The 23600-nt window shown below is 54.5% G+C and carries 25 protein-coding genes and 2 pseudogenes; 12 read left to right on the top strand and 15 right to left on the bottom strand.

Features of this window, described 5'->3' with window-relative positions:
- Positions 1 to 5: 5 nt before the first annotated feature.
- Positions 6 to 1346, bottom strand: coding sequence for a methylenetetrahydrofolate--tRNA-(uracil(54)-C(5))-methyltransferase (FADH(2)-oxidizing) TrmFO (trmFO, locus tag ACRZ95_RS01195; protein ID WP_170676082.1), 1341 nt, complete (start codon positions 1344 to 1346; stop codon positions 6 to 8).
- Between the two features lie 257 nt (positions 1347 to 1603).
- Positions 1604 to 2389 carry an enoyl-CoA hydratase gene (locus ACRZ95_RS01190; RefSeq protein WP_170676081.1) on the bottom strand — a complete coding sequence of 262 codons (786 nt, stop codon included), beginning with the start codon at positions 2387 to 2389 and terminating at the stop codon, positions 1604 to 1606.
- A gap of 58 nt (positions 2390 to 2447) precedes the next feature.
- Here ACRZ95_RS01190 and ACRZ95_RS01185 point away from each other — a divergent pair, with 58 nt between their 5' ends.
- Positions 2448 to 2891: a PaaI family thioesterase gene (locus tag ACRZ95_RS01185; RefSeq protein WP_170373749.1), complete on the top strand. Its 444-nt coding sequence runs from the start codon at positions 2448 to 2450 to the stop codon at positions 2889 to 2891.
- A gap of 63 nt (positions 2892 to 2954) precedes the next feature.
- Here the strand turns inward: ACRZ95_RS01185 and ACRZ95_RS01180 are convergent, their stop codons facing one another.
- Positions 2955 to 3182 (bottom strand): DUF1127 domain-containing protein, encoded by a 228-nt coding sequence (locus ACRZ95_RS01180; protein WP_170373748.1) that lies wholly within the window; start codon positions 3180 to 3182, stop codon positions 2955 to 2957.
- A gap of 99 nt (positions 3183 to 3281) precedes the next feature.
- Between ACRZ95_RS01180 and ACRZ95_RS01175 the strand changes: the two genes are divergently transcribed.
- The 3 genes from ACRZ95_RS01175 to rpsI all read left to right on the top strand — a co-directional run bounded on the left by ACRZ95_RS01175 (position 3282) and on the right by rpsI (position 5798).
- Positions 3282 to 4685: an aminotransferase-like domain-containing protein gene (locus ACRZ95_RS01175; RefSeq protein WP_170676080.1), complete on the top strand. Its 1404-nt coding sequence runs from the start codon at positions 3282 to 3284 to the stop codon at positions 4683 to 4685.
- 162 nt (positions 4686 to 4847) lie between these two features.
- Positions 4848 to 5306, top strand: coding sequence for a 50S ribosomal protein L13 (gene rplM, locus ACRZ95_RS01170; protein ID WP_170373746.1), 459 nt, complete (start codon positions 4848 to 4850; stop codon positions 5304 to 5306).
- Positions 5307 to 5312: 6 nt separating this feature from the next.
- On the top strand, positions 5313 to 5798 hold the full coding sequence (gene rpsI, locus ACRZ95_RS01165; protein ID WP_039535473.1) for a 30S ribosomal protein S9: 486 nt from the start codon (positions 5313 to 5315) through the stop codon (positions 5796 to 5798).
- 58 nt (positions 5799 to 5856) lie between these two features.
- Here the strand turns inward: rpsI and ACRZ95_RS01160 are convergent, their stop codons facing one another.
- On the bottom strand, positions 5857 to 6885 hold the full coding sequence (locus ACRZ95_RS01160) for an alcohol dehydrogenase catalytic domain-containing protein (protein WP_170676079.1): 1029 nt from the start codon (positions 6883 to 6885) through the stop codon (positions 5857 to 5859).
- 47 nt (positions 6886 to 6932) lie between these two features.
- Between ACRZ95_RS01160 and ACRZ95_RS01155 the strand changes: the two genes are divergently transcribed.
- Complete coding sequence (locus ACRZ95_RS01155) at positions 6933 to 7055, top strand: hypothetical protein (protein ID WP_480554393.1); 123 nt, start codon at positions 6933 to 6935, stop codon at positions 7053 to 7055.
- Positions 7056 to 7058: 3 nt separating this feature from the next.
- Here ACRZ95_RS01155 and ACRZ95_RS01150 read toward each other — a convergent pair whose 3' ends face one another.
- A complete protein-coding gene (locus tag ACRZ95_RS01150) occupies positions 7059 to 7613 on the bottom strand; it encodes a hypothetical protein (protein ID WP_170548657.1) in 555 nt (184 codons plus the stop codon).
- Positions 7614 to 8594: 981 nt separating this feature from the next.
- On the opposite strand from ACRZ95_RS01150, the pseudogene ACRZ95_RS01145 reads away from it, so the two are divergent.
- Positions 8595 to 8732, top strand: a pseudogene (locus tag ACRZ95_RS01145) (IS481 family transposase); the annotation flags it as partial.
- Between the two features lie 507 nt (positions 8733 to 9239).
- Here ACRZ95_RS01145 and ACRZ95_RS01140 read toward each other — a convergent pair.
- The 8 genes from ACRZ95_RS01140 to ACRZ95_RS01105 form a co-directional block, all read right to left on the bottom strand.
- Positions 9240 to 9641 carry a hypothetical protein gene (locus tag ACRZ95_RS01140; RefSeq protein WP_170466897.1) on the bottom strand — a complete coding sequence of 134 codons (402 nt, stop codon included), beginning with the start codon at positions 9639 to 9641 and terminating at the stop codon, positions 9240 to 9242.
- A 79-nt stretch (positions 9642 to 9720) separates the two neighbouring features.
- Positions 9721 to 9855, bottom strand: coding sequence for a hypothetical protein (locus ACRZ95_RS01135; RefSeq protein WP_256367863.1), 135 nt, complete (start codon positions 9853 to 9855; stop codon positions 9721 to 9723).
- 164 nt (positions 9856 to 10019) lie between these two features.
- The gene (locus ACRZ95_RS01130) at positions 10020 to 11141 is read right to left on the bottom strand and encodes an alanine/ornithine racemase family PLP-dependent enzyme (RefSeq protein ID WP_170641636.1); all 1122 of its coding nucleotides are present in this window, start codon (positions 11139 to 11141) and stop codon (positions 10020 to 10022) included.
- Entirely contained in the window at positions 11138 to 12337 is a 1200-nt protein-coding gene (locus ACRZ95_RS01125; RefSeq protein WP_170641635.1) for a DUF1611 domain-containing protein, read from the bottom strand. Before ACRZ95_RS01125 ends, ACRZ95_RS01130 begins: the two co-directional genes overlap by 4 nt.
- 92 nt (positions 12338 to 12429) lie before the next feature.
- Positions 12430 to 13284: a hypothetical protein gene (locus ACRZ95_RS01120; protein ID WP_170545366.1), complete on the bottom strand. Its 855-nt coding sequence runs from the start codon at positions 13282 to 13284 to the stop codon at positions 12430 to 12432.
- Complete coding sequence (locus ACRZ95_RS01115) at positions 13274 to 13627, bottom strand: hypothetical protein (RefSeq protein ID WP_170336655.1); 354 nt, start codon at positions 13625 to 13627, stop codon at positions 13274 to 13276. Before ACRZ95_RS01115 ends, ACRZ95_RS01120 begins: the two co-directional genes overlap by 11 nt.
- 3 nt (positions 13628 to 13630) lie before the next feature.
- Positions 13631 to 13939, bottom strand: a complete 309-nt coding sequence (locus ACRZ95_RS01110) for a hypothetical protein (RefSeq protein WP_170336653.1) — start codon at positions 13937 to 13939, stop codon at positions 13631 to 13633.
- Between the two features lie 446 nt (positions 13940 to 14385).
- Positions 14386 to 15138, bottom strand: a complete 753-nt coding sequence (locus ACRZ95_RS01105; RefSeq protein ID WP_170336651.1) for a Crp/Fnr family transcriptional regulator — start codon at positions 15136 to 15138, stop codon at positions 14386 to 14388.
- A 135-nt stretch (positions 15139 to 15273) separates the two neighbouring features.
- On the opposite strand from ACRZ95_RS01105, the gene ACRZ95_RS01100 reads away from it, so the two are divergent.
- From ACRZ95_RS01100 to ACRZ95_RS01090, 3 genes are all read left to right on the top strand, one after another.
- Positions 15274 to 15507 (top strand): hypothetical protein, encoded by a 234-nt coding sequence (locus ACRZ95_RS01100; protein ID WP_170676077.1) that lies wholly within the window; start codon positions 15274 to 15276, stop codon positions 15505 to 15507.
- 721 nt (positions 15508 to 16228) lie between these two features.
- Complete coding sequence (locus tag ACRZ95_RS01095) at positions 16229 to 16462, top strand: helix-turn-helix domain-containing protein (RefSeq protein ID WP_170641634.1); 234 nt, start codon at positions 16229 to 16231, stop codon at positions 16460 to 16462.
- The gene (locus ACRZ95_RS01090; protein ID WP_170329066.1) at positions 16446 to 16592 is read left to right on the top strand and encodes a DUF1660 family phage protein; all 147 of its coding nucleotides are present in this window, start codon (positions 16446 to 16448) and stop codon (positions 16590 to 16592) included. Before ACRZ95_RS01095 ends, ACRZ95_RS01090 begins: the two co-directional genes overlap by 17 nt.
- A 128-nt stretch (positions 16593 to 16720) precedes the next feature.
- Here ACRZ95_RS01090 and ACRZ95_RS01085 read toward each other — a convergent pair whose 3' ends face one another.
- Together ACRZ95_RS01085 and ACRZ95_RS01080 are read right to left on the bottom strand one after the other, a co-directional pair.
- A complete protein-coding gene (locus ACRZ95_RS01085) occupies positions 16721 to 16930 on the bottom strand; it encodes a cold-shock protein (protein WP_170329064.1) in 210 nt (69 codons plus the stop codon).
- A 59-nt stretch (positions 16931 to 16989) separates the two neighbouring features.
- Complete coding sequence (locus tag ACRZ95_RS01080) at positions 16990 to 18342, bottom strand: DEAD/DEAH box helicase (protein ID WP_480554391.1); 1353 nt, start codon at positions 18340 to 18342, stop codon at positions 16990 to 16992.
- Positions 18343 to 19172: 830 nt separating this feature from the next.
- Between ACRZ95_RS01080 and ACRZ95_RS01075 the strand changes: the two are divergent.
- The 3 genes and pseudogenes from ACRZ95_RS01075 to ACRZ95_RS01065 all read left to right on the top strand — a co-directional run.
- A pseudogene (locus ACRZ95_RS01075) lies at positions 19173 to 19456 on the top strand (hypothetical protein); the annotation flags it as partial.
- 408 nt (positions 19457 to 19864) lie between these two features.
- Positions 19865 to 21121 (top strand): hypothetical protein, encoded by a 1257-nt coding sequence (locus tag ACRZ95_RS01070; protein WP_170676076.1) that lies wholly within the window; start codon positions 19865 to 19867, stop codon positions 21119 to 21121.
- Between the two features lie 379 nt (positions 21122 to 21500).
- The gene (locus tag ACRZ95_RS01065; protein WP_170676075.1) at positions 21501 to 23300 is read left to right on the top strand and encodes an SUMF1/EgtB/PvdO family nonheme iron enzyme; all 1800 of its coding nucleotides are present in this window, start codon (positions 21501 to 21503) and stop codon (positions 23298 to 23300) included.
- The last annotated feature ends 300 nt before the right edge of the window (positions 23301 to 23600 follow it).

Raw genomic sequence — 23600 nt, 5'->3', positions numbered from 1 at the left:
TCCAGTCAGCTTTGCGCGAGCCACTCCGTCCATTCAGCCTTGGCGCGGTCGGTGTAGGCTTTGTAGCGGTCTTTGCGTCCCCGGCGGCCACCTTTCAGGCCATCCACAGGGCGGAACAGGCCGAAATTGACGTTCATGGGCTGAAACGTCTTGGCCTCCGCGCCGCCGGTAATGTGGTGGATCAGGGCACCCATGGCGCTGTCTTGCGGTAGCTCGGGCAGGGCGCGGCCGAGAATTTCAGCTGCCGCCAGTCGACCTGCCAAAAGCCCCATAGCCGCGCTTTCGACATAGCCTTCGACACCGGTGATCTGACCGGCGAAGCGGATATTTTGCTTTGATTTCAAACGCATCTGCGCGTCCAGAAGCGTCGGAGAGTTGATGAACGTGTTGCGGTGTATCCCGCCAAGGCGTGCGAAACTGGCGTTCTCTAGGCCGGGGATCATGCGGAATACCTCGGTCTGGGCGCCGTATTTCATCTTGGTTTGGAAGCCCACGATGTTGAACAGCGTGCCAAGAGCGTTGTCGCGACGCAGCTGCACAACGGCATGAGGTTTCACGTCTGGCTGATGGGGGTTGGTCAGACCGACGGGTTTCATTGGCCCGTGGCGCAGAGTTTCACGGCCCCGTTCAGACATCACCTCAATCGGCAGGCAGCCATCGAAGTAGCCGGCGGTTTCGCCTTCGTGGAACTCGGTTTTATCAGCGGCCAGAAGGGCATCAATGAAAGCCTCGTACTGGTCGCGGTCCATGGGGCAGTTCAGATAGGCGGTGCGCTCTTCCTCGGTCTCGCCTTTGTCATAGCGCGACTGCATCCAGGCTTTGCTCATGTCGATGCTCTCGGCATAGACAATCGGCGCGATGGCATCAAAGAAGGCCAGCGCGTCCGATCCGGTTTCGGCTTGGATGGCCTCACCTAACTTGGCTGAGGTCAGAGGGCCGGTGGCAAAGATCCACTGCCCGTCGTCAGGCAGAGAGGTAACCTCTTCATCCGTCACCGTGATCCGCGGGTGCGCGCGCAGTTTAGCCGTGACCGTCTCGGCAAACGGATCGCGGTCGACGGCCAGCGCCCCGCCTGCGGGCAAGCGGTGGGCATCTGCAGTCGTCATGATCAAGCCGTTCGCAGCGCGCATTTCCCAATGCAGCAGACCCACGGCGTTTTGTTCATCATCGTCTGAGCGGAACGAGTTGGAACAAACCATCTCGGCCAGATTGCCGGTCTGGTGCGCAAAGGTGCCAACGGTGGGGCGCATTTCGTGGATCACAACATCCACGCCCATTTCCGCCGCTTGCCATGCGGCCTCGGACCCGGCCATGCCGCCGCCCACGATATGCAATGCTTGTGTCATGCGCTGCCACATAGGGCAGAGCCCAAGCAGGCGCAACTGAGCAACCGTCAAATGATTCAGATTTTAGGGGAGGTCTTGGGGTCGCCGCTGCGGGAATGTCAACGCCAGTGAGAGAAACCAGCTTGGAGGGACCTTCCGCCCACGGCGACCCAAAAGTGTAGCTGAGGCCTTAGCCTCGTCCCAGCATTGCCACAGTGTTGCCCTTTTGAAAAGTGCAAAAATGATGACATTGATGAAAAATGTTCGGAATAATTGTCTTATTGAGACCAATTCGGGGGGCGTTTTTCGATAAACGCAGAAATGCCTTCTTCGGTGTCGCGATGCAGCATATTCTGCACCATTACCTCTCCGGTATAGGCATAGGCTTGATCCAGCGGCATCTGAAGCTGTTGATAAAACGCCTCTTTTCCGATTTTGACGGCGATGCCCAGCTTGTCTGCGATCTGTTCGGCCAAGGCGAGGGTTTGGTCGTTGAGTTGAGATTCAGGGACAACCCGATTGATCAACCCCAGTTCCTGCGCGCGTTCGGCTGAGAGGAAACCTCCGGTGGTCAGCATCTCAAATGCCTGCTTTCTGGGAATATTGCGGCTGAGCGCGACCATGGGGGTCGAGCAGAACAGGCCGATATTCACTCCGTTCACCCCAAAACGCGTACCTTCGGCTGCGACAGCCAGATCGCAGGTGGCGACCAATTGACAACCCGCAGCTGTCGCAATGCCGTGGACCTGCGCAATAACGGGTTGGGGCAGGGACTGAATCGACATCATCATCCGCGCGCACCGGTTAAAGAGGTCCTGAAAGTAGGCCTTGCCGCCATCCTCAGACTGACGTCCGGCTGTCATCTGTTTTAGATCATGCCCGGCGCAGAAGGCCTTGCCTTCGCCGGACAGGACAACGGCCCGGATCGAACGGTCGACGCGCAACGCATCGAACTCGGCCTGCAACGCGGCCAGCATCTCGTCGCTCAGCGCGTTCAGCCTTTCAGGTGCGTTCATGTGCAACCGCGCGATGGCACCTGTGTCGTTACGTTCTAAAATTGCCATCTTGCCCTCCCGCTGGCTGTTGGGCCAACTCTAGGGTGAGAAGTGAAGGAGGGGAAGCATGGGATTGGCGTTAAGCAAAGACGAGCTGTCGCAGTACCTTAAGGAGGTATTCCCACAGGTTCATCGCGATTTCGTGGTTGAGAACCTGACCGAGGAGACAATTACCATGCGCCTCGTGGTCGAAGACCGTCATTTGCGCCCCGGCGGTACGGTTTCAGGACCGTCCATGTTCGGTCTGGCGGATGTTTGTGTCTATGCCATGGTGTTGGCGCGCAAGGGGCGTCAGTCCTTGGCGGTGACGACCAACAGCTCTCTGGACTTTTTGCGCAAACCTGAAGGTGGCAAAGATCTGATCGCTGAATGTCGCCTTCTGAAACTGGGGCGCACTCTGGCCGTTGGCGATGTATTGATTTACTCGGTCGGATCAGATCAGCCCGTGGCGCGGGCCAGTATGACCTATTCCATCCCGCCCGCCGGGTCTTCGGCTGCAAAATTCGGATAAAAAGGGCCGGGGCGAACCCCGGCCAGGGAAGAGGTCCCAAATGAATTTGGGACTGGGGATGGGTTAAAGCTGCCAGAAATAGCGCTTGATTTCGCGGTCGGCTTGCAGACGGGTCAGGCCTACGTCCTTGAGCAACCTGTCATCCAGCTTTCCCAGATTGACGCGACTGCGACGACGGCGTTCCCATTGAGTGACCGCCGCCGCAAACTGCACGGCCAGCACAGCGATCAGCGGCAGCCGGGGGCTGGCGTTCAGCAGTGTAAGGGCGGGAGTGTGCATTGTGCGTGTCATCTCAGTATTCCTTTCAAATTGTATTGACACAAAGTAGCAATGTTCGGTACATGTGTTTGATACATTCGCAATTGTGTCAAGTGCAAAGGAAGAATTGTAATGGATACAATTTGGCCGGAGACGCTGCCAAAATCCAAAGGGCCCAAGTATACGTTAGTGGCTGATACAATACGAAAAGCGATTGAAAGTAAGACGTTAAATATCGGGGCCAAACTGCCCCCTGTGCGCGAACTTGCGTATCGGCTCCAGATCACTCCGGGAACCGTCGCGCGGGCCTATACGATTCTGACCGAAGAGGGCTTACTACAAGCTGAGGTCGGACGTGGTACATTTGTAGCTCCTCCCAAATCCCCGATTCTGGACGATGTCTGGTCCAGGCAGCTTCATCTGGCTGAGGCTCAGAATGCCAATCACGTCAGCCTGTTCAGCCCGAGGCTCGCGGATATGGGGCAGGTGTCTCTTATCCGCGAGTGTCTACAGAAAGTCGCGCAGTCGGATCCGGCTTTGTTCATGAATTATCCGACACGCGATGCGTATAGACCTATGCGTCAGGCGGTTGTTGAATGGTTGTCGGACTTGCCGCTTGGCAAGTTGAGCGACGACGACATTGTACTGACACACGGAGGTCAGAACGGCCTCTGCCTTGTATTCCAGACCATCCTGCAGGGTCCCAAACCGATCGTTATGGTCGAAGATCTTTCCTATGCCGGGTTCCGTCGTGCGGCAGAGTTGATGCGGGCCGATGTGGTTGGCATCCGAATGGACAAATGGGGCATCGACCCGGCAGCGATGGAGCATGTCTTGCGCCAGACGCCAGCGCAGGCAGTCTGTGTCTCGCCCGAGGTTCAGAACCCGACCGGACTGCATACCCCTTTGGAGCGGCGTAAAGAAATCGTGGAAATTGCACGGAAATTCGATGTGCAAATTGTCGAGGACGACTGCTACCGGATGGGAGACGCAAAAGAACCCAGTTTCCGCGCGTTGGCCCCTGAGCGGGGATGGCACGTGTCTTCGATCTCGAAAGTGCTGACACCGTCCTTGCGCGTCGGCTTCGCTATTGCGCCCAGAGACCGGAGCGTGGATCTGCGCCGATCAGCCGAATACGGATACTTTGGTCTGGCACAGCCGCTGGCTGAACTGACCAGACTGCTGCTCTCTGACCCTCGCACGCGCCAAATCGCGCGGGATGTGCGCTCGCGGATGGGAGAGTATGTGCGGGTGACAGTGAATGCTCTGGGCGGGTTCGATCTAAACTGGGCGCCTGATGTGCCGTTTGTTTGGCTGCATTTGCCGTCGGGTTGGCGGGCTGCTGCGTTCAGCCGTGCCGCTGAGCGAGAAGGGATTCAACTGCGATCTGCGGATGAGTTCGCGCTGCGGGACGGGCGCGCCCCGAATGCGGTGCGCATTGCGATGAACGGGCATGTATCCCTGCAGAGGTTCGAGGATGCGATGCTCCGCCTGCGGGCTTTACTGGATAATCCGCCTGAACAAATCAGCGTTTAGAGTGGGGTAAAATAATACCTATTTTATAAGTCATTAAAAAAGAACAATAAAAACTTGATTACGTGTGTTGACGTGCATTCTAAGCAGGTCTAAACCCCCTCCATCGAATTCGGACCGCTCTGTCTTGGGGCGGTCTTTCACATCAAACAGGACTATCCTGCCATGAAAACCTTTTCTGCAACACCTGCAGACATCGACAAGAAATGGATCCTGATCGACGCCGAGGGCGTTGTTCTGGGCCGTCTTGCTTCGATCGTCGCCATGCGTCTGCGTGGCAAGCACAAAGCGTCGTTCACCCCGAACATGGACATGGGCGACAACGTCATTGTGATCAACGCTGACAAAATCCAGATGACCGGCAAGAAGCGCGAAGAGAACTTCTACTGGCACACTGGCCACCCGGGCGGCATCAAGTCGCGCACCAAACAGCAGATCCTGGAAGGTGCACATCCTGAGCGCGTTGTCGTTCAGGCCGTCAAGCGCATGCTGCCGGGCAACCGTCTGGCGCGTCAGCAAATGACCAACCTGCGCGTTTACGCCGGTGCCGAGCACCCGCATGAAGCCCAGGCCCCCGAAGTTCTGGACGTTAAGTCCATGAACAAGAAAAACACCCGGAGCTAATGACCGATGGCTGATCAGATCAATACTCTCGAAGAGCTGAGCGCCGTCGCAGGCGTTGAAACCGTGGCCGAAGAAGTCATCGTGCGTGAACCCGTACGTGACGAGCTGGGCCGTTCCTACGCCACCGGCAAGCGTAAAGACGCTGTTGCCCGCGTTTGGATCAAGCCGGGTTCCGGCAAGGTCACCGTGAACGGCAAAGACCAGGACAAGTACTTCGCTCGTCCGGTTCTGCAGCTGATCCTGCGCCAGCCGTTCCAGGTTGCTGGTGTTGAAGGTGAGTTCGACGTTGTTGCAACCGTCAAAGGCGGTGGCCTGACCGGTCAGGCCGGTGCGGTCAAGCACGGCATCTCGAAAGCGCTGCAGCTGTACGATCCCTCGCTGCGTGGTGCTCTGAAAGCCGCTGGCTTCCTGACCCGCGACAGCCGCGTTGTGGAACGTAAGAAATACGGTAAGCGCAAAGCGCGTCGTTCGTTCCAGTTCTCGAAGCGTTAATCGCTGCGAACAACGAAATTCAAAAGGGTTCGCAAGTGCGGGCCCTTTTTTCATAGGGTTAGGGCGTGATCATCACCTTCCCGTCACTCGTTTTCAAAGCGTCCGCCAGGTTGGCGATCAGATCGCCCAGCGCCAGACGCTCGGATACGTCCGTTTTCCAGCGCCCGTCGGCAAAGCGCGCCTGAACCTCGGTCACAACGCGCATCTGGTCGGCTGGAGGGGTGGTCATCATCCAGTTGGTCAGCCAGAACCCTTCGATCCGTTTGCCCATGAATATCAGCTGCCCGGTTTGGGTCAGGGTCGGGGCGTCGCTGCCGAGTTTGCCATAACAAATCCAGCGCGCGCGATTGGGCATGGCGCAGAATATCTGCTCGGACAGAGGGTCCATAACAGCGTCGAGAAAGACGCGGGGCTTCAGCTTGGCGCTCAGTTCGGCAAATTGGTGCGCAACGTCAGGGTCCGTTGTGACCAGAACTTCCGCAGCCCCAAGCTCTTTCAGCATCGGAGCGGCCTCAGCGCGCCGCACCATGGCGATGGGCTTTAAGCCCAGATCCCGCCCAAGGCTGCACATCAGCTTACCCAACTGGCTGGTTGCGGCTGAAACAACAAACGCATCGCCGTCTTTCTTGGCTATATCGACCATGGCCATCGCTGTTAGCGGATTGACGATCTGCGCAGCCCCGTCATCGTCCGAGATGTCGGGGCGCAGAGGGATACACATTTGCATTTGGGTCACGACATATTCGGCCCACGCCCCCGATCCGGCGGCGACAAAGGCGACGCGCAGGCCTTGTAAGCCTTCCGCTCCTTTTCCCGTTGCCACAACATCTCCGCACCCTTCAAAGCCCGCAGCGGCACCATTGACACGGGGTTGGCCGTATTCGCCCTTGATGAAGTGAATATCTGACGGATTGACCGAGGCAGTGCGCAGCCGGATCAGAACCTGTCCGGGGCCGGGGGTAGGGACGGGTAATTCGGCGTCTGCCAACCACTCAGACGCGTCTGTGATTTTGGGGCCTGTCATGGTGCCGGAATAGCCGTCATGTTTCAGGACAACGGCGCGCATGGTGGAGGGCAAGTCGGTCATTGGTCAGTCCTTGAATTGCGCGTTTCTCCGGATCAGGAGTTAGCCTGATGGCAAAGAAAAACGGCGCGGGGTTCTTGTTGGGTCAAGCCAAACAAAAGCTCCGCGCCGCGTCAATTCTGCCGCTGTCTAACGTCGCGGCATGTGGAGATGGCCGACAGTGGACGGCCTGACCCTCATTGGCTCATCGCATTCTGCAGGTCCTGAAGCTTGGTCAGAACGGCCTCGGGCGAGGCTTTGATCTCATCCAGGATCTTGATCACCTGATCTTTGACACCCTGTGCCATCTCGCTGTTCTGGACCGAGGCGACCATAGCGTCATAGTCGAAGTTCTGAGCTGTCAGCATGCCCTCTTCAACCCAGGAGTTGAACAGCTCCTGACCTTGATCTGCCAGCGAGGCAACCTGATCACCGGCTTGGTCTGCAGCCTCGGACGCCTGATCCGCGATTGAATTGGCGGCCTCAGTAGCCTGATCCGCAACAGATGACGCGGCCTCAGAGGCCTGTTCGGTCAGAGATGACGCCGCTTCGCTGGCTTGTTCCGTGGCCGATTCCAACGCTTCGCTTGCGGCGTCCTGCACGGCCGAGGCCGCTTCGCTGACGGCATCGCTCGCATCCTCGGCTGCGGCTTCAAGTCTTTCGGCCGGCGTCGGTTCAGGTTGGTTGAGATAGAAATACCCGCCCGCGCCAAGACCGACGAGGACGATGATTATAAGAAGAGTACGCGACATTATGAGTCTCCTTTGGAAATTTGTGCCGCTGGGATGATCCAAATCTAGGACGACTCAAAGGGGAATTCTTGTGATTTCTCAGCAGAATACGGGTTTGGGCCAAGCTACGCTGATTGTGCGGCTTGTTCCGGCGACAAAGCGCCCACCGCTTTGCGCTTTGCATTGAATTTCGAGGATATCGCATTACCGCGTTGAGCCTGGCGTTTGAGGTATGGGCGTTGCACGAGAACGTGGTGCCGAGCGAAACCTGCGACGATGCTCGCACTTTACTGCTCGGTCGAATTTTTGGTCTTATGTGAAGGACTTCACTGCCTTTGACCCCAAAATGACCGACACTGCAGTCAGACGGGGCAAAAGTGACATTGTGGGGGTCGCGCTCGGGTTTGGTCCCCAAATTAACGAGTAACGTTTTTGTTTGAATAGGCCTATTGGGCCAAAAGGGGCACTGATCTCTCACTTTGTGGTTGAATGTGAGGGGCGGTGTGAGGGGGGCTGGATGAGGGGGTCTTGGCCAGCCCCTCTCTTTGCGCAGAGCAATAAGCCAGTCGGTCTGTAAAAGCAAAGAACCCAATTGGAGATTATGGCGGAGAGACAGGGATTCGAACCCTGGGTGGGCTTGCACCCACAACGGTTTTCGAGACCGTTTTCTACATCAAGACAAAAGTCCTCATATCAATAAAACAAGGGTCTTGTGACAGCAAGATGAGCAGGTTCGGCACAGAAAGCGGGTAGGGGTGTCATAGGAAAGCGTCATAGCGATTGAAGGTGAGTGAATTTCGTCAGCGGTTACCGAACGCGCATTGAAGTTCTGAAGGGCGGGATCCGGCCATTCGCCGCCAGTGCGATGAGATGGTGCCAGGACAGTGAGAGCGGACGTTCAGAATGGCCTGAAACCGAGCATCTCGCCGCACGACGGCATGGCAACTCCGAGTCCAACTCGGACATAGCATATTTGTTTTGCGTGCGCTCGCGGCGCAGATTTCGCTGCAAGCCGATCTGGAAGAATGGCTGCACCACTACAACCAAGAGCACACTCATCAGGGCAAAATGTGTTGCAGAAGAATACCCTTCCAGACCATGATCGAGAGCAAAGAGATCAGGAAGGAAAAGATCCGGAACCAAACTAAATCTGGCATACACCACAGGAAAAACGGCCAACTGTCAGATCACATCGGAACCACTACATGTCAGTACATCAGCGACGCCGAGCAAACCCAGGGCTTTCCGATACGCCATTTCGCCACGCGTTCAACCCCTTGCAGCGTCGACAAATCCGCTCTCCGAACCCTTCGCTCCAGAATGGAGTTCTGCAACGAAGACACGGGCGTTCTTGCGGCACGTCATTGTGGGCGCGAGCCATGATCGTATCTGCTTCGTCGTCGGAGTCTTCCATCAGTTCTTAGCCTCGATTTCTGTTTTGGTTTATACAGCGACTGGAAAAGAAAGTTCCGAGCCCTAAGCCTTGAGATTGAAGGAGCTGCCTATTTCAGTCTGTCCAATGGGACGGCCTGTAATCCGAGGGGTTTTAATAGGACGAACCGGCATTCCTTCGTTCTCTGCAGCTTGGACAGCGAAAGTATACCGAGAACCGTTTCCGCATCCTCGCGGTAGGGCTCGTTGATCTGATTATATGTCGTCTGCCTCAGAGATGAGCGACTCCGAGTAGAGGTGCCGAAGTTGAGTCTCTGAAACGCCATCCGCTTCCATAATCAATTGCACCATGGGATCGGCCAAAAGTTGGTCGAGCAAGAACTGCGACAACTGCTTTGAAGACAATTTATCCTTTGCGCGGGCTCTCTCCAAATCAGTAAGAGAAACGGTCAAGGTACGCGCCAGACCGGGGTAAGATTTCCGTGGATGCAGACAGATTAACACCGAGGCCTTCCAGGCTTCTGGGTCCGAATAATCTGGTGGTGCGGAAAGCTCAGTTTCTATGTCGTACTCGCCTGCCGGGAGTAATTCGTCGAAGCCAGGGAAAGTAAACGGCCTGGAAAAGACTGCGATTGTCTTGCTGATTATCTGGTTCATTTGGGTAATTCTCCTTTGCTGATACCGCTCGCTCGGAGATGCAGACAAGAACAAGCCACCCACTCCCGGCAGGGTATTATCAGTTTTGAGGTTTAGGCTTTGGTTTTTCCGGGACGACGTCAGGCGCTTCAGACGTAACTTCTTTTTTCGGCGCGTCCGCATCGTTTTCCTTCAGTGCGGCAGCCGCTCTGGTCGTCAGGTCTTTGAAAGACATCATTTTGATCCTTTGATTGTCCGCAACACCTACGAGCCCAGATAGGGTGTGAAAAGTGAATGCGGCTACGTCCAATATAGGGATTGGGTGCCTCATTTACTACGTAAAGCCGTAGAATAAGACGAATGGCTGAAGCAGAACCGAGGCGGCGGCACCTTGGCGCGCTATTTTCGATTCGAGTATGGGCGATCAGTGTTCGCTGCGTTGCAGTCAACCAAAGCGCTATCACCATGGAAGACTTTTGCTACATCGGGTGCAGCCATGCCGCGCGAGAGCGCGCTATACTTCATTCTCAGCTTCACCTCGCCACCAGGGCGAAGCAGCCAATTGGTGTTTTCTACAACGATATGATCACTGGTGGCTCCGACGAACGTGACGCCAGCAGGGAATATTAGACCCGCCGCATCAGTGTCCTGGAGTCCGATCGCAAGGATCGACCGAGTATTCGAAGGACTGTCTAAAGTCACACACTGCATTGAAGGTATAGGATAATTCATTTGCAAGGGATTTGGATTTGATTTGGTCTTCGTTTCGATCACTTCCGCCCAAAGCGTAAAAACATCTGTGTAAAGCCCGTCGATCGCGTATCCCGAAACGGGATCGGTACCCAGCAGGATGGCCTCACCCAGACGCAGGTTGTTGATCTTTCCGGTCGCCCCCTTGCCAAGCGCCCATGGCAAACTGGCAGAGCCGCCGCCTGACACTGTTTCCAGAGCGGGTCCACTTGCAAGTTCGGTGTCGGCGGCAAGCGACGAAAGCAATTCCATTGCTCCTGCAGAGGGTGCCACATGACCCAGACAGGCAAAATTTGCGCCAATCCCCTTCAGAGAAATCCCTTTCATTCTAAGAATTTGAGACACAGTGCTTTCAAGGTGTTCAGGCAAGATGCCATCCCGCATATCCCCCATTTCCACCATCAGGATAATATTGTGAGTAATGTTCTTCCCCAGCGCCTCGATGGCCAGGCTGGCGATAATGTCCATCTCAGTGTTGAAGCTGACATCGCAGTTATCAAGGACTTGCGCGACCTGGCTCAGCATGGGCGTTCGGATCAAGGATATGGAGCACGAGATTCCAGCATCGCGCATACGCATGATATTGCTGATCCGCGCGTCCGCCAGCCCTGTCACGCCACCTTCAAGCATAGCATTCGCAATCTCAGGATGACCGCAAACGGCTTTTGTCACACCTGTCACCGATATTCCGCGGGGTCTAAGGTGGTCGACCAGGAACCGTGTGTTGTACCGAATTTTGTCCAGATCAACGTCGATACGCAGCTTGCTCATTCAATCGTCGTAACACGTAAGGGTTGCAAGCGCGGAAAGGCAGATAGAACCATATTCACCAAGTTTTTTGGAGGTCGGTTCAATGCGTCAGTGACCGGGAGATACAATTTGCAGTTGTAGTCTGTGATGGCCTTTGAAATCTCAACATCATTCATTCCTTCATGGTTGATCGTCATGCCAATTACCTCTGTGTTCGCAAATGCCTCGATCAGGGTGATTTCATCGCAAGGGGCGGGCATAGTCATGTTGGGGAAATCACATCGACGTTTTCGTTTAGGCGCGTGTTGAAGAATAACTGCATGTGGCTGACTGCCTCGCAGAATGAAGGCTGATGTGCAAAAAGCCGGATGGCTTAGCGCGCCCTGGCCCTCGATCACTATTACATCCGGGTGCTCACCCTCGGATGCCGCAACGACAGCGCGCTCAAGTTCGCCACAACAAAATTGCGGCGGCACCGAATCCATCGCGACACCATACTTGGCGCCCTGCATCAAGCCAGTTTGGCCGGTGCCGACCAAAACTGTTTTGATCCCATGCGCGTTAAGTGCGCCTGTCAGGATTGTCGCGGTTGTACGCTTTCCAATTGCACAATCGGTGCCGAACACCGCGATGCGGATCGCCTGGACGTCTCCAATACTGCCATCTAACAGGCGCAGGTCGGGATTTGGCCGCGGCTTGCGAATGTCGCGTATCGTGACATCGTGAATTTTGGCCAATCCGGCGAGCTCCTTGTCATCGCTAAGAAATTCATGCAGCCCACTGACGATGTTCATTCCGAGCGTTATCGCATCCACAACAACTTCGCGATCCTCAAGGGACATTCTGCCGCTGGCCGGCGCCATTCCGTAAATAAAAGTGTCGGGGATCGTAGCTTCATTAGCGACGGCGGCATCAAGATCATCGAAGATGGGAACCTGATTTGCGATATTATCAAGCACTTTGCCACTGTCACAACCGCCATACGTGCTGTCGATCACCGAAAGAACGCGATAGGCCTGTGAATGTCGAACGAGACCATTAGCCGTCTTGCCATCGATCTTTGCGAAGTTTCCTTCGCAATACACAATTGCAGACGGTGTATCTGTCACGAGTGTCTTGCGGTGAAGCTCTGGAAAAACTGCTTGTTCAGGCGCCAGCTTTTGCGCATCGCTGGCAACGAACTGCTTGGCATCCGACGCAAGGGGTACGGGTTTCATATTTGTTCCTTTTTAGAGTGTGAAACGCGCATCCTTGGTAAGGACGGGCAAAAATTGTGAAGTTTGGGAAAGTGGGCTTTCTGTCTGAATTCTCACTGGTTCAGAACACACAGCCCTTCTGATCGATGATAGTTTTTGTGGCATTGCCACCCATTGCCGGATCGGTCGATATGGGCATTTGCCGGTAGCTCGATTGCATTGCAGCGATCACCGGACGCCTCGTAGCCACGTTCGCATTTCCATCCAACTCCATGGATCGCGTCATCGTAGAAAGCATTTTCAGGCACAAAGACGGCATCGCACCGTCCGTCGCGCTCAAAGTACCCACGCTCGCATGTCCAGGGACGCCCGCTGGTTGATGCGTTCAGAAAAGCGTTTTCCGGCACCGCTACTGCCACGCATGCTTCTCCGTCTATTTCGTAGCCACGGTTGCAACGCCATGCAGATCCATAAGTGCTGTTCGTCAGGTAAGCATTATCCGGCACCACGATTTTCTGGCAGCTATCGTCTACTCTTGTGTATCCACGCAGGCACCGCCACCTCTCACCTGATGGATCGAGATATCCACCCTCAGGCACAATCACTTCAGTGCATGTGGTGCCGCCAACTGCAACAAAGCCGTGCATACATGCCCACCCTGAGCCGTAGGTTCTGTTTGTGGGGTAGGCATTTCCCGGCACGACAATGGCCACGCATTCTTCGCCTTCCAACCGATAGGACAAATCGCATTCCCAACCGTCGCCATACTTTTTGGGATGCGCGTTATCCGGGATCGAATTTGTTTCGGCCGATGCGGGACTTGATGAGATAAAGGAGCCCACCAAGCAGCTGAAAACGGCAACAAACAACGCAGTCATGAAGTGAGAGCAAAACCAGTGCTGATTTTTTCTATTTGTCCTGGTGCAAACGGCGTCGTCCGAAAGTTGAGTTGTTGAGTTACGATTCATCCAGGTTCAGCCCCTCAATACAGGCCTGCGCCAGATCTTTGTTTGGAGTTTGGGATCCTGGTACCGTTGCCCAGCCAGCGGCCATGACGGCATCCTTCTGCTTGAAAGACGAAGCTTCTTTGATTGTCGTCAGTTTTTCGGCGCGTTGGGCGTCAGTTCTCGCCATGTCGACGCAGACCGGAACCAACGCAGCGATTACATTGTCGCGGGACATGGCGTTGGCCATCTTGTCCGCGCTACCGCCGGTCATCCATCCACCCCAAGAAAACCCAACGACGCCTACGAAAACCCCTCCGATCAGGGCACCGTAGATTCCGGGTTTAAGCCATTCGGGCGTGTTCATAATCTATTCCTCCTGCGGGGAAAGCGCCGCATCGCTGTCATTGTTAGATGTAGCCAAGGTCTGGTCGTGCTTGAGCGCCAGTTCAAAATCTTCTGGGTCAATTGGGCGCATTTCTGTGCGGCCTGGCTTGCTGCCCTTGCCCTGAACGGTCAGGTAGGTTCCGGTTCTTCGATATGCTTCGAAACTCAGGCCCTGGAGTAGTTCTTCTTCAACAACTACTTCATACTCGCCTGCAGGAAGTTCATCCGGGTAGCCGGACAAAGAGAACGGATTTGAAAACGTCACCAAAGAACTGGACGATCTCGTGCTCACCTTGGTCCTCCATATAGTTTGTTGGATCTTCCCCGCGCAGTCTGCCGCGGTACACGCTCGTAAGCGCCGCGGTAGTACTGGCGTTGTAATTTAGAATAATGTGCAAATGGCAGACGCGCGCTGATCGATGTTAGTCTGCGGCCAATGACCTGAGATTTTATTGGAATCTCAAATGCATTTAGTGCCCGAGGATCAGGTACTGCCAAAAATTGACTAACCTGCGTCAGTGCAACGATGTTTGGATTCCTGCAACGTGATGTGTGTTGGCGGGATATTTGCTGGCGTGTTCTTAACGAGTATTTGAGAAGCGCAGGAAATCCAGTACCGCAATCGGACTGTATTTATCTTGCGCTTCTTTTTCAGTGAAATCCCAAATCTGCCGAAGCGAATGGCGTCTCTAACCAGGCAACTATCATCAAAATCCCGGCATCGCTGAAGGGGTGAACTTATTGCTTCAACAGTGGCCCGGCCTGATCCAGATAAGTGGGGTCAAAACCGGCCAACGTCACCAGTCCGTCATAATCATCAAATACCACTTGCCCGGATTGAAAAGTAACCAGCCCCTTTTCCCGCAGTTGCCGTAGGACACGATTAACATGTACGGCACTCAGTCCCAGCGTATCGGCAAGGTGGTATTGTGTCAGTGGGCAGGCGTATCCCGTCTTGCTTGCCATCCCGACCTGAGTCAGCCTCACACCAAGTTCCAATAGAAAATGCGCCATGCGCTCACCCGCATCTCGCCGTCCTATGTTGACCAGGTGCTCAACCACCATCGCTTCATCTCGAGAGACCGCCCAAAGAATTGCTGTCGCCAGCCGGGGCGTTTGCGCAAATGCTTCCAGGAGATCATCCACCACTACTTCAATGGCTTGGATTTCCATGATTGGTTCTATGCTGTGATCCGAGGTGTGCAGCAGAACGCTTCGCAAGCCCAGAAAGTCACCCGGTATTTGGAAATCGACGATCTGACGCGACCCGTCAGTCTGGGTTTTGTAGGAACAAACCCAGCCCGAGGCCAGAATGTAGGCAGCCTGCTCTGATTGCCCTTGATGCACAAGGTCACGTCCGGCTTCAAAGGTTCTGCGACGCTTGTGCAGGCGTGCCAATGCCGCAAGTTCAACCTCAGTCAGAGCGACGAAGTTTGAAAGCTTTCGGGTGAGTGGACTGTTTTTGATAGTGCGCAAGTGTTCTTCCTTCATCGATGAGCAGCTCGCGAAACTATCCGACGACAAGACTGCTTTCGATCAGTTAAGTATACAGCAATCTATGCCAGTATGATGCAATTCATTGTGGCGCTTCCTTGCTTGGACGCCTGTTAAAAAAGGACGTCTACCATGGCTGACCGGCAAGACCACTCTGGAATGGCCGCACTCTCAATTTGTGAAGCGCTTTTGCTTGCAATCAAAGATCGTGAGCTCCTGCCCGAACATGAAATTGTGGGAGTTCTGCGTGACGCAGCTGCTGCCCACGAAACAGCGGTCGGCAATAACGATGAAAAGGATATGCACCAGGCCGTCGCCTTTCTCATTAACCGGAACATTGCTTCCGGCTATCGGGTTCGGCAGTAGCGTAAAGTCCCGTATCGGAAAAACAAGATTATGCTCGTCAAAAAAGCTTAACAGCAAGAAGACACAAAATTGGCGTCTCGTTTCTAATCAGTTCAAACACGAAGCAAAAACCAATGTTTCAATACTTGCCATATCCCGCGTCTTGCTCGTCCGACCGAGCCGCGGCGAAGGTACGGTTCCCGTTAACGCAAATACAACGGCTGCGAATGACCTGATTGGTGACACTTGCCGCGACGCAACAATAAGTACGCCGCGACCGCGAGCAAGTGCTGCTTTAGCGAAGGCTCCAGATCGAAAGACGGCAAAGTCAGCTTACCGTGAGTTCACCAAAGCCCATATTTCGCTTGCGCAGCGAACGGCAGGAACGCGGTCAGCAGCCGCAGCATCCGAGGGGTGCACTGGATGTCTCCTTTGGGCCGTCCGTGATGTATCCTCTCGCCATGCGACAGCTGATACTGCGTTGCCTCTGATGTCGGCAGGGAGCCCTTTTTGACCAATGCCGCGCAGTGTTCTAACCGGAGCAATCGGTGCATTTCGGCCATTGAACTTTGTTTGCTCGGAATGGATGTTGGAGTTCGTGTGAATTCCGCAGATGCAAGCCGGCCTAACAAATTCTCTGCACCGTTCTACGCATCTCCGTATAGTGTAGTTGTTGTGAAGTCGCAGGGGTTCGTATCGGCGGATAGCCACCCCGAAAGCGCAGTCAAGGAGAGGCGTTGCCATGAGATCGCGTAGTGACATTACCGCTCTGAAAACCCTGGTTATATCAGGCGGACACACGTTGTCGCTGGTCAGTGGCGATGTCGAAGACCGAGTTACATTTCAGCTCGAACGCTTAGTTTCGGAAGGACTGGCTACGCGAGATTCACCAAAATCCAGACAAGGTACAACATACCGCATCACCGCGTTGGGTAAAAAAGTATTGCAGGAATTTGAAGATGATCAAAAAGGGTGACGGTATGAAGCGGATTTTTTGCAGGATATTTGGGCACAAGTGGCGCGTTCGCTGGGCATCGACCTACCCCTTTCATCATTGTCTTCGCTGCGGGGTGGGTGGAGATATCCACTGCAATGAAGTTCACTAAAGGGGGGTAGGAAACACAGATCCAATCGCGCCATTGCTTCGAAAAGCAGCGAAAGACAGTGTTTGCGATTTCAGGATCTACCACTCAGCGGCCAATATGGCCGCTGAGTGGAGTTGCTTAAAAGCAATTTACTGCAATTGCAGGTTTTCGGCGGACGTCTTGCCGCGCATCCGGTCTTCTTTCAGATCGAAGCCGACCTTTGCGCCTTCTTTCAGGCTGTCGAGGCCGGAGCGCTGAACCGCGCTGATGTGCACGAATGCGTCGCCGCTACCGTTATCCAATTCGATGAAGCCGTAGCCTTTAGTTTCGTTGAACCATTTTACTGTTCCGGTCGTCATGAGATTATCCTTTCAATGACATGTGCGCCCGCCGGGATTGGCCGGGGCTGTTTGCTGCGTTAGGCAGCAGGTTGGGTGAACTCACCAATATTGGAGAGCATTCGCATAAGACCGTCCTGCGCTTGGGCGGGGTCGATCTTGTGTTTTTGGTGCCCGTTCCGCTGACGCGTTGCGTGACCAACCGTTCGCGGTTTTGGCGACGGTGCAATTTTGGCAGCACAGGGCTTTTGCGGTTGTGCAACCCGACTGCGTTTCGCAGGCTCGGCTTGCGTTTCATCGCCATTTGGCAGCCTGTTGCCGATCAGCTTTTCGATATCCCGCAGGAGGGGCATCTCTTCGCGATCACACAGTGAAATTGCGGTGCCGGTTCTGCCCGCGCGAGCGGTCCTGCCGATGCGATGCACGTAGGATTCCGGCACATTCGGAAGCTCATAATTCACCACATGAGACACATCGTCGAAGTCGATGCCCCGTGCCGCAATATCGGTTGCCACAAGGACGGTGGTCGCCCCTGTCCGGAACCCCGCCATGGCGCGTTCGCGCTGAGGCTGGCTTTTGTTCCCGTGAATGGATGCGGAGTTGATCCCGGCGGCAAACAAATACTTGCAGACGTTGTCAGCCCCGCGTTTGGTGCGCGTGAAAACAACGGCGCGATGCACGTCCTTGTCCGACAGAATGTCTGCCAATACACGGCGTTTGTCCTGCTTGGCCACATGCCGGACGCTCTGCGCGATCCGTTCAATCGGCTTTGAAACAGCCGCCACCTGAACCTCTGCCGGATCGTTCAGGAAGTCATCAGCGAGTTTTCTGATCTGCCCCGGCATTGTTGCCGAAAGCAGTGCCGTCAGGCGAGCCTCGGGCAGTTTTGCCATGATCTTGCGAATGCTGGGCAGAAAGCCCAGATCCAGCATCTGATCAGCCTCATCCACCACAATGGCTTTGGTTGCGGACAGGTTGATAACGCCTGTGCCAAGGTGGTCGAGCAGGCGTCCGGGTGTTGCCACCACAATGTCCACACCGCCGCTGAGAGCCTTGATCTGCCTGCCGGGGCGTACGCCACCGACGACAAGTGTCGCCGTGATCTGGCTGAACTTGCTGTAAGCGCGGATGTTGTCCACGATCTGCGCCGCAAGCTCGCGCGTCGGCGTCAGGATCAATGTCGTGCACTGTTTCGGAGCGGGTTTTGATCTCTCACGCTCAATCCGATGCAACAGTGGCAATACAAATGAGGCGGTTTTTCCTGTGCCGGTCTGGGCAATGCCGATCATGTCGCGCTCAGATTGCAGCAGCGGAATGACCTTGGCCTGAATGGGCGTAGGGGTCGAATATCCTTGAGCCTTGATGGCCTTCAGGATGGGCTCGGCAAGGCCGAGGGTGTCAAATGTCGTCAAAAGCGTTTGGTCTCGTGCCATAAACGCGGTTCACCGCTATCGGCACTTGGTCTCTCTAATCTACTGGGAAGCTCGTATGAAATAGCCGCCGTCGTTTCGTTGCTCTCAAGGAGCTATTCAAGACAACGATCTGGGAATCATGGGCGAGAATACTTTGCCGCTGATCTGGTCATCCACACGCGGCGTTGCGACTCACCTACAGGGCAAAGGTTAAGAAAGCAACAACTCATTTAAGAGCAGACATTTGCCAAGGTTACGTTGTCCGCAAAGCCGGAATAGCAAAGTCTTGGATTGAATGTCCGGTTTGCTGATTGCCGCCATGTCCTCGGCGAACGGAGTGGCGGATTTGTCCGCGATCTGTGAATTCAGGCTCGCCCAAATTTTGCTGTCGCAGCGAATGTCGGCAAAGCGGGTTGCAACCGCAGCATCGAGACGGGTGGCAGATGTCGGCTATGGGCCGAAATAGCTATCGTGAATGAGGATGCTGGTCTCAGTAGATTTTTTTGGGGAAAGAAAATGAAAAACTATTTTGATCTACCTGAAAGCAGACCCATCTGTTGTTCAAGACAAGTGCACTCGGTCGTGAGTAGGGCTACGAGAATGTATTCAGGTACAGTACTGGTCGCGAAATAATGGCGGAGAGACAGGGATTCGAACCCTGGGTGGGCTTGCACCCACAACGGTTTTCGAGACCGTTTCTAAAGGTGGTTTGGCAAATTTGACTCATATAAAATAAGGGGCAGGCGAGCCAACCTCGGGCAAAATCAGCAGGACTGGCAGCACGGGTTGGCATAGAAAGACGGCATAGTTCCAAAGCCATGCAAGCGAGTTGGATTCTGGCGTTGAGGAGGCTGGATGAGTTTGACCTTAATACCTCTAAAAGCGACAATTGCGGAACGGCGATCTATCTGGCAGGGACCAACACCCGACGCGTCAAGCGAGTGCTGTTCGGCCTGTTCGAAGGGGCAATTGGCAAGGGCGTGGTCAGCCGGGCATGGCGAAAGGCGAAGGTCGACTGGGACTTTTGGCGTGCCCGGGATCTGCCCATCCGGCGTTGCACGTGTCATAAGCACCGGAACCTCCTGGGCATGCTCCCAAGCGCCAGCTCGACGAACTGGGTGAGGACCACCGCGACACGCGGCTCTATGCGGTAGCCCCTGTCGGCCGAATTAGGTAGCAGGTACACAGCCAGGTGATCGTACAACGGCAAATAAATGAGAGGTTCCGATATTCGGTTGGACTATCCTCACTCACATTGCTTGAACCGCTTCCACACATCTGGCGTGAACTACGGTTTTTCACCAATCACCTGAGACCCAGCTGTGATAGGGAATTAGGCCGGGATTGGGCTTTTCTGAAATGTTGCGGAAGCTTGCGAAAAAACGGGCGGATGTTCGCGAACCATACGTTCAGGTCGGTATGGCTAAGATGGCGCGAACAGGAGGATTTCAACTTCTGGTGAGACGGTTTTTGCCAATATTTTGGTTGTTCCGGACCAGCTGGTCCTGCACAACTCAACCAAAAGAAGACCTGAGGCACGCGCTTGACGACGATACTCGACAGCATATTGGCATCGCGGGATGATTTGTGGCCGCGCCAGGATACGTTCTACTTCAAGGAGGGTGACGCGGTCTTCGAGATCTCGCCCGCGTCCAGTTTCTCGGCGGAGATTCCAGCGGACAACCAGAAGCTCTATTCAGAGACGTTTCAGTATGCCTGGCAGGTGCCGCGCCGGACAGCGGAGGGAAGCACTCAGGTTCGACGTTGGTTGGCGCGGATGACCTTCGCTGCGATCGGCTTTCTGCTGTTCGCGGCTTTTGAGATAATCAAGGCATACGTGGCACCGGTCGGAGATGCGACGGCATCATGGGACGTGCTAATGGAAGACGTCCGACTGAAATACGGCCTCTTCATAGCTGCTTTGTGTGGCGCGGCGCCGCAGCTTTTGGAGCAATGGCTGGGGCCAAGTCACTTCTATGAGAAAATTGCCTTCCGCGCGGCGGCACAGGGCCGGCGCTCTCGTGTTTTATTCTTCACGGACAAGGTGATTATCAAGCCGGGGACGGTTTCACAGATCACTATTCACCGTGATGAGCCGGATGTATCTCTCCGGGTGGTGCGGGGCAAAGGACTTTATGGTTTGGAGGTGCGGTTTGGCGGCAAGGTGATGGTCGTCTTCGGCCCGACGTTGAACGAAAAGGACGTCAACCTGCTACAGGATTTCCTGGGCATGTGGTGGCATGGCGAGGAGTATTTGGCTGCGGCGGCCGGACACATGATCCTGACAGACGGCGACTCAAGGCTTTTTGATATCATAATGATGGAGAAGTCGAGCTTTAGCGCGTGGGCATATGACGCGAAGGTGAACGTAGAGTTCGTCGACGAGCGCGCACGTAAAAACTGGATGCCCATTGGGGCGTCGGTGCACGTGTCGCCTGGCACGTGTCAGGTCTCTGGGCGATGGGTCGATCGAGGACTGTCAAAGCTGAATTATACCGACATGATGACGTTGCTGCGGGACCAAAAGCTCTCCGTCCTCGACGCCACGCTTGAGGCCGAGGAGGGCATTATTGAGATCCCGATCCGGACGGAAGATGAGTACCGCATGCTGGTCCAGCTGATGAGGGATTACGCGGATGCTTTCCTCTATCTCGAGGGCGACGGTGGAAACTACATCGTGGAAATTGCTGATCCAGACGTGCCTATTCGCGGCCCTCGTCGATATATCGGGGGCACGGATCATCTGAAGACGATGATGGATCTGGCTCGAAATTTTCGAGATTTTCGGGCTGAGATGTAGCAGCGTTCGCTCTGCTTTTCTCTGCCTGAAGCTGGCAGGGAAGGTGCTGAAGATTCACATCCAGATGGTTTGTCCCGTGATAGGATGGACAGAGGGCGACTGGCGCGAGTGTGCACTTCAACAACCTAAAGCTCCCTGCGGGTTAAAAGTTCGATTTCAACCCTGAAATACGCCGTGGAGCAGTATTTACTCTGCAAAGAAAATTATTGATAAAGCAATCGATGGTGATTGACATGGTTGAGAGAGCGCCATACTTACAACCTTAAGGCTATGGTCGGCCTGGGGCAGCTGCGAAGTTCGGTGCGGTTGACAAAGAGACCTACAGCAGTCGCTGCACCAACATGTTCTGCTACTTCCACCGAACAGTGGAGAGGCGAATATGCTTCAGACAACATCAAAATTTGCGCCGAAATACCTTCCGTTCAATAAGTTTCACGTCGCGGAGATCACAGGAATAGAGCCCGATTTTTTGCGCGGTTCAGCACGCCGCCTTACAAAAGACCGTGAAAGCATCAAACACACGACCGTTCTGAATTATATCTGCAAAGCGCTCGGTTTTCGGGGAGGGTTTTCAAGCTTCAAGCAGACTCATTCGCAAGAACTCAGTGTTTTCATGGAGCGTCATAAGTTGAATGGTGCCGGGCTATACGATCCAAGAATTCAGGACAAACCGATTCAGATCGATTTGGCTGAGATCTCTGGGCGATGCTTCCAGTCAGAGAATAACTCTCCGGCGCGCATCTTTACTGGCGCAGGTGTAGACTGGTTTGACCTTCTTGAGGCAGCTTTAGATGTTTCAGGTTTTGAGGTGAAAAACCGGTTCACAGGGCGAAAAATAACGGATGCAACAGAGATAGCGAATGCGCGGCGTGACATCCCGATGAACTGGATTGTTCTACACGAAAACAAGTACCTGTCGTTGGATGCGTGCTGGACTCTCAACACGCTGCTTGGTGATCAGTTGCTCCAATACGAAGGGCAACAAGGAGATGCTCAAACTTCATTTGTCGCGAAAGTCTACTTCCCGGATTATATGGAAGCTGAGGAGATTGCGCGCGACGAAGAAAGGTATCAGGGCGCGGCAGAGATGCTGACACGTATCCTGCCCAAATTGGACCGCGGCTGGGTTGATATCTTGCGGTTCAACAAAAACCTGATATTCGTTCGTGACTGGACCGGGGGCTATGACTTCGTATTTCCTCAGCTTAAGAAAACGAAGTTCAACCACAACATTCACACACCCTATCTGAAAAATGCCGACGTTCCGAAGTCGGATGACCTCTATCACTTCCGACGCTGGTATTTCTATGAATATGACGGCTGGTCGGAGTTGGATAGGCACAATGCGGAGCGTCACTTTTATGCGCAAAGCAACCAGCCATGCAACTACCCCGGTGAAGAACAAGTCCTCCGATCCTACTTTCTTGCCTCAGGACGCTACACTGCGCCGTCCGAAAAGGCATCGTTGGTCGAAGGTTTCATGGAAGTCACCATCGGCACCAAGCGGCTGGCCGTTTCGGATCCAATCTCGGTTGCGCAATTCCGGGATTTCATGATGCAAGAGAACGAATTCTACACTCGCTATCGACCTTGCGCGCCTCAGCAAGACGATTGGAGGCTGTGCAATCAGGATGATGACATCCAAGTCGCTCCGGCCTCTGCTACTTGGTATGACGCGACAGCATTTGCCGCGCATATCAGTAGGTCGAGAAAACTGCCTGTCCGACTTCCTACCGAGGAGGAATGGCTCGCGATCACTCACGAATTTCGGTCCAGCCTCCGTTTGATCCAAGTCGACTACGAGTTTCTCAATGAAGGCCGGATAGTCGAGAAATGTGAACGGGATGAGCAACACCAGTTTTGGGGGACCAGATATCAGTGCGATGAGGCTGATCTTCCATGGGAGAAGACAAAAGATGATGTCTGTTTTTTGAGAGCCATCGACTTCGGGGAATGGCTCATGCTCGAAGGGGCTGCGATCAATAGTCTACACTTCGGAGCGATGAATTTGGCTCCTCTTCATCTCTCTGAGACACATAACTCTGAAGCGGAGGAAGGCGACAAGTCTCCTCACTGGGAAAGAAGGGTTTCTGCTGAGAGGGATAGAATGTCTCCGCGTTCCACTGGGGCATACAAAGGTATGCGAGTCGGGTTCAGGCTTGTCTACGAACTTGCTTAAATTCGCGCGGTAATTTCTGCCGGTGATGCTTCCTCGCGCCCAGCGAGTGCGGCCTTGCCAGACCAAAATTCAAAAATGGTCATGTAGAAATAGCCGAGCGGCAATGAGTGTGAAAGCACGGTTCAATCAAATTTTTTCAAGGAGAAAATACGATGGGTAAAGGTCAAGGAAATGGCGGAGGCTGGCCGAGCTCCACTGGCAAACCTTCTGGCGGCGGACGTTCGAACGGTCCCGCAGGAGGAGGAAAACGGAAGTAACATGGATATGGCAGGGGCCTTTTAGGCCCCTGTCTACTTTCTG

The sequence above is a fragment of the Ruegeria sp. AI3 genome (genome assembly GCF_056541245.1).
Note: the sequence above shows the minus strand (reverse complement) of the source record. Positions and strands in the feature narration are given on the sequence as shown.